This window comes from Corallococcus exercitus (assembly GCF_003611585.1).
Classification (GTDB): Bacteria; Myxococcota; Myxococcia; order Myxococcales; family Myxococcaceae; genus Corallococcus; species Corallococcus exercitus.
Genome location: NZ_RAVW01000456.1, coordinates 1 through 7,397 on the forward strand (window position 1 = coordinate 1; position 7,397 = coordinate 7,397).

The 7,397-nt window shown below is 68.5% G+C and carries 8 protein-coding genes; 4 read left to right on the forward strand and 4 right to left on the reverse strand.

Annotated features, from left to right (window positions below; translation table 11 throughout):
* Positions 1–380 precede the first annotated feature (380 nt).
* Positions 381–1,793 carry a subtilisin-like protease PopC gene (gene popC, locus D7W79_RS35570; protein ID WP_120529758.1) on the forward strand — a complete coding sequence of 471 codons (1,413 nt, stop codon included), beginning with the start codon at positions 381–383 and terminating at the stop codon, positions 1,791–1,793.
* A 57-nt stretch (positions 1,794–1,850) separates the two neighbouring features.
* Positions 1,851–2,312 (forward strand): PopC secretion inhibitor PopD, encoded by a 462-nt coding sequence (gene popD, locus D7W79_RS35575; RefSeq protein WP_120529759.1) that lies wholly within the window; start codon positions 1,851–1,853, stop codon positions 2,310–2,312.
* 313 nt (positions 2,313–2,625) lie between these two features.
* Here the strand turns inward: popD and D7W79_RS35580 are convergent, their stop codons facing one another.
* Positions 2,626–3,228, reverse strand: a complete 603-nt coding sequence (locus D7W79_RS35580) for a malonic semialdehyde reductase (protein ID WP_120529760.1) — start codon at positions 3,226–3,228, stop codon at positions 2,626–2,628.
* A gap of 130 nt (positions 3,229–3,358) precedes the next feature.
* Between D7W79_RS35580 and D7W79_RS35585 the strand changes: the two genes are divergently transcribed.
* The gene (locus tag D7W79_RS35585) at positions 3,359–3,748 is read left to right on the forward strand and encodes a winged helix-turn-helix transcriptional regulator (protein ID WP_120529761.1); all 390 of its coding nucleotides are present in this window, start codon (positions 3,359–3,361) and stop codon (positions 3,746–3,748) included.
* 28 nt (positions 3,749–3,776) lie between these two features.
* Here the strand turns inward: D7W79_RS35585 and D7W79_RS35590 are convergent, their stop codons facing one another.
* From D7W79_RS35590 to D7W79_RS35600, 3 genes are all read right to left on the reverse strand, one after another.
* Positions 3,777–4,523 carry an SDR family oxidoreductase gene (locus D7W79_RS35590; RefSeq protein WP_120529762.1) on the reverse strand — a complete coding sequence of 249 codons (747 nt, stop codon included), beginning with the start codon at positions 4,521–4,523 and terminating at the stop codon, positions 3,777–3,779.
* 153 nt (positions 4,524–4,676) lie between these two features.
* Positions 4,677–5,903: an aminotransferase-like domain-containing protein gene (locus D7W79_RS35595; RefSeq protein WP_120529764.1), complete on the reverse strand. Its 1,227-nt coding sequence runs from the start codon at positions 5,901–5,903 to the stop codon at positions 4,677–4,679.
* 2 nt (positions 5,904–5,905) lie between these two features.
* A complete protein-coding gene (locus tag D7W79_RS35600) occupies positions 5,906–6,376 on the reverse strand; it encodes an Lrp/AsnC family transcriptional regulator (RefSeq protein WP_120529763.1) in 471 nt (156 codons plus the stop codon).
* 347 nt (positions 6,377–6,723) lie between these two features.
* Here D7W79_RS35600 and D7W79_RS35605 point away from each other — a divergent pair.
* Positions 6,724–7,397 (forward strand): TetR/AcrR family transcriptional regulator (locus D7W79_RS35605; RefSeq protein WP_244222150.1); only part of this gene is annotated, 674 nt, incomplete at its 3' end.

Sequence of the window (7,397 nt, forward strand, 5' to 3'; positions counted from 1 at the left end):
CCTCCTGCCTGCCCCTTCCCCACATCCGCTGGCGGACAGAGCCCGTGTGCGCCCTTCGCCATTGCCCTCGTCCCCAGGAGGGAATCCGTTGTGTTTCCAGAGGTTCGGGGAAGCCGAGTGAGGACCGAGACACCAGACAAGGGGTGTCTATTACGGGAATCCCGTGATTTTTTGTCAGGGGGTCGAGGTCAAATCCCCCGGTTGGACCCCAGCGCATGGGGAGAGGGGAGGGCAGGTGATGCAACGGCTCCGGGCGACGCCCGCGAGCCCGGACCACCGGATCCGAAGGGGCTTGTCAGGGTCCCCAGGTGGACGCGGTCGTACCGCAGGTGCTCTCCCTTCGGGGCCCGGCGCGGATAGGCGGTTCAAGGAGCACAGCCATGAAGTCTTTCCTGTTGGTACCCAAGGAGTCCATCGAGACGCAGGCCCGGCCCGGAGTGCGTGGCACGGCGCAGGGCGAGCGCGTCCTCAGCCGCAGCACCGCGCTGCGCTTCAGCGCCGGGCAGAAGGCACCGGATGCCCTCACCGCTCTCGGTCTGCGGTCCGCCACGCTGCCCGGCGTGAAGCCGGAGGTCAGCGGCCAGGCGCAGCGCGGACGCAAGGGCGCCCGTGGCAAGAAGGCCAGCGACGTCGACGCCACGCCCATGCCGGGCGCGCCCGTGACGGAGCAGTCCGGCACGGAGGAGGTCGGCAGCTACCGGTTCATGCCCCTCATCGGCGCCACCATGGCGCACTTCTACTCCCAGGACGCGGAGAAGGCGGCCCGGGGCGAGCTGGCGGAGGAGTTCGAGTTCATCCCGGACGTGGTGCCCCTGTCCTTCCCCGGCCCGGTGTCCGCCGGCCAGACGGGGCCGCGCAACCGCGGCATGAGCTCGCTCGCCACCCGCGAGTGGCCTGACGAGTCGGGTGTCCCCCTGGCGCACGCCCAGGGCATCCGGGGCGCGGGCGTGATGCTGGGCATCCTGGACACCGGCGTGGACGCGGACCACCCGGAGCACGCGAGCAAGACCATCCAGTTCCGCTACGTCTCGCTCTTCCCCAACTCGCCGCACAACCCGGCGCGCGACGTGCGCGGCTTCGACCCGGACGGCCACGGCACCCACGTGTGCGGCATCGCCGCGGGCGTGCACCACGGCGTCGCGCCGGAGGTGGACCTGTACGCCGCGTCCGTCATCGAGTCGGAGACCATCCGCACCAGCCTGGGCCGCGTGGCCGCCGGCATGGAGTGGCTGCTGCACCAGTTCAGCCGCCCGGAGAACGCGTCGCGCCCCGCCGTCGTCAACCTGTCGCTGGGCTTCCCGCTGCAGCCGCCCCCGGGCATCTCCGAGGCGGACTACCTGCTCAACCAGCGCGCCCTGCAGGCCATGCTGCGTCGGCTTCTGGACAGCAACATCCTGCCCATTGTCGCGGCGGGTAACAGTGGCCCCAACACGGTTGGTTACCCAGCGGCCTTTCCCGAGGCCCTGGCTGTGGGGGCAGTCGACTTCGAGCGCAACGTGGCCACTTTCTCGGCCAGCGGCGCCGTGGGACGGCGTGTCGTGCCTGACGTCATGGGCTACGGGGTGAATGTGTATTCGTCTACTGAACGCCGCTGCAATAATCAGGCGTTCTATGAACGAATGAGTGGCACGAGCATGGCGGCGCCTTATGTCGCGGGTATTGCTGCGCTGTATCGTTGCCGTGCCCCTGACTTGACGGCATTGGAAGTGAGAGATTTGATTCTGGCCAATGCCATCAAGCTCCCTCGCTCGGCGAACCACCGGACGGGGAAGGGCCTGGCTGTTTTCAGGTGACGCGGTAGTTGCCGGGGCCGGTGCCACGTGAGCACCGGACCTGGGGAGGATGTGGCCATGCGCAGGAAGAATGGCGTGCCGGGCGAACCCCAAGACATTTCGGCCCGGATGTCCTCCGTCGCCGCCGTGCGTCCGCTGCCTGGCAGCGGAGGCACGGTGCGTGCGTTGCCGGGCTCTGGTGGCCTGGAGCGTGACGCGCAGCCGGGCGGCGACATCGACGTCACGGTGATGCCCCGGGAGCCGGCCGCACCGAAGCGCGCCGCCGCGTCCCCGCGGGCCCCCATGCGCTCGCGCGCGGACATCTACAAGGAAGGCCAGGCGGAGAACGCCCGCTTTCGCGAGAGCTTCATGCGCTGGCTGGAGGCACACCAGTTGGTGGGCGCCGTTCGCGCCATGAGTGAGCCGGGCGGTTCCATGCCCATGCTGCACGTCAGGTGCGCCCCGCGCGTGCTGGACCAGCTGCGCCGCGCGCCGGAGTTCGAGGCGGGCACGATGATGCCGCTCGAGCAGCTGTACTAGTCCTGCTCCAAAGCCTCCCGTCACGGGCCCCGCGCCACCACGGCGCGACCGGCGTGCCTGCGTCAGCCTCCGGACCCCGCTTCCCTTGTAACGGAAGGCGGCCCTCCGGCGGTCTAACCCGCCTTCGCGAAAGGCGGGCACCCACGTTGGGGGCGCCCACGCTTCGCACCGGGAAGAGGCTCGCTTGCCGCGTTCACCCCTGTGGAACAGACGGCCGGGGCGGCTTCTTCCTGATTAACCTAGAAACTCAGGATTGTAGCGGCCGGACGCCACTGAACGGCGGGACCAGTGTGGTGTCTGGGATTGGACGGTGTCAGGCCATCCGGCAGGCGTCCTCGAAGGACAGACGCGGGTTGCGCGGGAAGAGCTTCGCCGGGTCGCCGTAGCCCAGGTTGAGGAGGATGTTCGACTTCCATCCGGTGCCCTGGAGGAAGGCCTCGTCCACCTTCGCCTTGTCGAAGCCGCCCATGGGGCCGCAGTCGAGCCCCAGCGCGCGCGCCGCGAGGATGACGTAGCCCGCCTGCAGGGAGCCGTTGAGGAGCGCCGACTGCTCGCGCGCCTCCGGCGTCCAGGCCGCGAAAACGCTCTTCATGTCGCGCGACGGGAACAGCCTGGGCATCTGTTCGTGGAACGCGGTGTCGTACGCGATGATGACCGTCACCGGCGCCTGCATCGTCTTGTCCACGTTGCCCGGGGACAGCGTGGGCTTGAGCCGCTCCTTGGCCTCGCGGCTCTTCACGAACACCAGGCGCACCGGCTGGCTGTTGACCGCGGTGGGGGCCATGCGCGCCAGCTCATAGATGCGGCGCAGCGTCTCCTCCGTCACCGGCCGGTCCTGCCAGGCGCTGTGCGTGCGCGCCTCGGTGAAGAGCTGCTCCAGCGCATCCGTGTCCAGGGCCGTGTTCGTCGTCGCCATGCGAGTCGTCCTTCCGTTGCGAACACCCCATGGCTATCCGCGTCACTTTTATTTCGCAAGCTGCTTCCAAAAAGTAAGTAACTGCCGGCGGGAGGGGGCGGGCGCTATACTTGGAGAAGGAGGCGGCACGATGCATGACGACCTGAGCCCGCTGTGCTCGCGGTTCCTGACGGCGGCGGACCTTCTGGGCCGGCGCTGGACGGGCGTCATCCTGCGCATCCTGATGGATGGGCCCTGCCGCTTCGGGGAGCTGACGGAGCGCATCGGCACCATCAGCGAGCGCGTCCTGTCGGAGCGGCTCAAGGACCTGGAGGCCGAGGGCATCCTCGAGCGCCACGTCGACCCGGGCCCGCCCATCCGCTCCGAGTACCGCCTGACGGAGAAGGGTCAGGCGTTCTGGAAGGTCATCGACGAACTGGGCAAGTGGGCGGAGCGCTGGGTGGACGTGAAGGCCCCGGCGCAGAAGGGCGTGGGCGCGAAGTCCACGCGGGCCGCGCCCCGGAAGCGCAAGAGCGCCTGAGGTCCGGAGCGCGGATGAAACCGGCGGCCTAGAAGTTGTGGCCGCCGTCCACGTCGATGGTGCGGCCGTTGAAGTAGTCGCACTCCACGATGAACTTCACGGCCACCCAGATGTCCTCCGGCTCGCCGATGCGGCCCACCGGGATTGCGGCCACCAGCGCGTCGCGGGCCTTCTGGTTCATCCCCTGCGTCATGGGCGTTTCAATCATGCCCGGGGCGATGGCGCCCACGCGGATGCCGAACGGCGCGAACTCGCGCGACCAGGTGACGGTGTTGGCGGCGAGCGCGGCCTTGGCGGACACGTAGTTGGACTGGCCGCGGTTGCCGTGCCGCGCGATGGACGACATGTTCACGATGACGCCGGGGCGCTGGTCCGTCTCCACCATCTTGGAGACGACCTCGCGCACCATCAGCGTGGCGCCGGTGAGGTTCACGCCGATGACGGCGTTCCAGTCCGCCGTGGACAGCTTCTTCACCTGGCCGGTGGTGCGGTCCTTCTTCACGAGCAGCGCGTCGCGCAGGATGCCCGCGTTGTTGATGAGGCCGTTGAGGCCGCCCATGGCGCCGTGCGCCCACTGCACGAAGTCCGTGACGTCCTGCTCGTTGGACACGTCCAGCTTGCGCCGGTGGATGCCCGCGGGCAGCGCCGCGAGCTTCTCCTCGTTGACGTCGCCAACGGCCACCTGGCCGCCCGCCTCATGGATGCGCTGGGCGAAGTGCGCGCCCATGCCCTGCGCGCCACCCGTCACGATGATCTTCAGGTCCTTCAGCTGCATGTGCCTCTCCTTGGGCGTGTCCGAAAAACGCGCGCAGGGTACGCACACCGCCCGGGCGCTGGCCAGCGCCGCGGAGGCTGAAACCTGAATCAAGCTTCAACTTTTTTGAGGCCCGGACCCCCGACGCGGTGCGTTGGGGGCCGGGTGCTGGAACTAGAGGGCGTCCGAGATGACAGAGCCCAGCCGCTTCATGCCCTCGACGATGAGCTCGGGCGGGCGGTTGGAGTAGTTCAGCCGCATGAACTGCGGCTTCTGGTCGTTGGCGAAGAAGGGCGCGCCGGGGACAAAGGCGACCTTCTGCTCCACGGCCAGGGGCAGGAGCTTCGCCGCGTCCAGCCCCCCGGGCAGCTCCACCCAGAGGAACATGCCGCCGTCCGGCCGGGTCCACTGGGTGCCCTGGGGCATGTGGGCCTTGAGCGCGTCCAGCATCGCGTTGGCGCGCTGGGCGTAGATGGGCATCAGCGCCTGGATGTGGCCCGCGTAGTCGAACGTCTCCAGCAGCCGCGCCGTGGCGCGCTGGGCGAGCGTGGCGGTGTGCAGGTCCGTGGCCTGCTTCGCGATGGTCATCGGCTTGAGCAGCGCCTTGGGGCCCGTCACCCAGCCCAGGCGCAGGCCGGGGGCCAGCGTCTTGGAGAAGGTGGACAGCGACACCACCACGCCCTGGTCGTCCAGCGACGCCAGCGACGGCAGGTGCACGCCCTTGAAGCGCAGCTCGCCGTACGGGTCGTCCTCCAGGATGACGAAGCGGTGCTCCTGGGCCAGCCGCACCAGCGCCTTGCGGCGCTCCAGGGACAGGGTGGTGCCCTTGGGGTTCTGGAAGTTGGGGATGACGTAGAGCAGCTTCGGCGGGCCCTTCTTCTTGATCAGCGCCGTCAGGTCGTCCGTGTCCATGCCCGCGTCGTCGCTGCGCACGGTGGCGAACTCCACCTCGTAGCCGCCGAAGGTCTGCAGCGCGGCCAGGTAGCTGGGGTCCTCCACGACCACCAGGTCACCCGGGTCGAGGAGGATCTTCCCCGCCAGGTCCAGGCCCTGCTGCGAGCCGCTGGTGATGAGCACCTGGTCCGCGTGGACGTTCTGGCCCTTGCGGGCCAGGTGCCCGGCGATCCACTCGCGCAAGGGGGCGAAGCCCTCCGTGGTGCTGTACTGGAGCGCGGAGCGCCCGTCCGCGTCGCTGGCGAAGGTCTCCGCGAACGCCTTGGCGATGGCGTCCTTCGGGAAGAGCTCCGGCGCGGGCAGGCCGCCGGCGAAGGACAGGATGTCCGGGCGCTCGGCGATCTTGAGGATCTCACGCACCGCGGACGTCTTCATCCGGGACATGCGCTGGGACAGCCGGTAGGCCGGAGGAGGGGGCAGGGGTGCACTCATAGCGTCCGCGCTCATGTTCATTCTCCGTTCAACAGCTCATCGGGGACACGCACATGCGTGTCTTCCTTCAAGGTCGACAGGACGATGGTGGTGCTCGTGCGGGTCACACCTGGAATGGTGCGCAGCGTCTCCACGAGCAGCGAGTCCAGCGTCCGCGTATTCGCGGTCTTCACCTTCAAGACGTACGAGTCCTGCCCCGCGACCCGGTGGGCCTCCAGCACGTCCTCCAACTCGGCGACCTTCCGCGCGAAGCCTTCGAAGTGCTTGGGGTGCTCGATGCTCACCCCGATGAAGGCGGTGATGTCCTTGCCCAGCTGCGTCGCGTCCACGCGCGCCGTGTAGCCGGTGATGACGCCCTTCTCCTCCAGCTTGCGGATGCGCTCCGCCACCGCCGGCTGGGACAACTTCACCCCACGTGACAGCTCCAGCTGCGTGGCCCGGCCATCGCGCTGAAGCATGTCCACGATTCGATAATCCAGGGCGTCCATGGGGCTTAGAACCTTATTTTTATAAGCGGCCTTGGCAGTCGACGGTGAAGTTATATGCCTCTGCCATGGATTGCAAGTCCGTTTGTACGCAAAGTGGTTGATGCCGCCGGAGGGGGCTCCACCCGACTCCGCACGTCCCCTGGCAGGCAGGCGAAAGGTGGTGCTGGAAGGGCCGCCAGGGAGTGCTCCCGCGAGAGAAAAGGGGGCGTGGTGGACACTTCCGCGCTCACGGCCCGGCGCTGCCACGGCAGGTCTTTGACGCCGCGCGTCCGTGTCTGTCTTTGACGCAAGGAGCCATCCATCCGCTTTTGACAGGGCGGCCAAGCGGGTGCTACCCGTTCTGAAAGATGAATCGCCCTTCAACTTCAGAACGCGTCCCCGTCACGCCGCGCGGTCAGCGGACGCGGCAGAAGCTGTTGAAGGCCGCGGAGGCGGTGTTCGGGGACAAGGGCTACGAGCGCGCGTCCATCGCGGACCTCACGCGCAAGGCCAGCGTCGCGCTGGGCACCTTCTACGTGTACTTCCCTGACAAGCAGTCCATCTTCGTGGAGGTGGTGGACGAGCTGGGCGCGCGCCTGCGCCGCCTCATCGCGGAAGGCACGGCCGCGTGCACCACGCGTCTGGAGGTGGAGCGCGAGGGGCTGCGCGCCTTCTTCCAGTTCGTGCGCCAGCACCCCAACCTCTACCGCGTGGTGCGGCAGGCGGAGTTCGTGGACGCGGACTGCTACCGCCGCTACTACGACCGCTTCGCCAAGGGCTACGTGCGCGGCCTCACGCTGGCCATGGACGCCGGCGAGGTGCGCCGTATGGACCCGGAGGCGCTCGCCTACTGCCTGATGGGCATTGGCGACTTCCTGGGCATGCGCTGGGTGCTCTGGGAAGAGGACATGGGCCTGGAGCGCGTGCTCGACACGGCGATGACGCTCCTGTCCCACGGCCTGCCCCCGGACACCTCCGCCACGCGCTCCCATCTCCAGGCTGTCCCCCCCCCGACGGCAGCCTGTCTCTTATACCCCTCTCC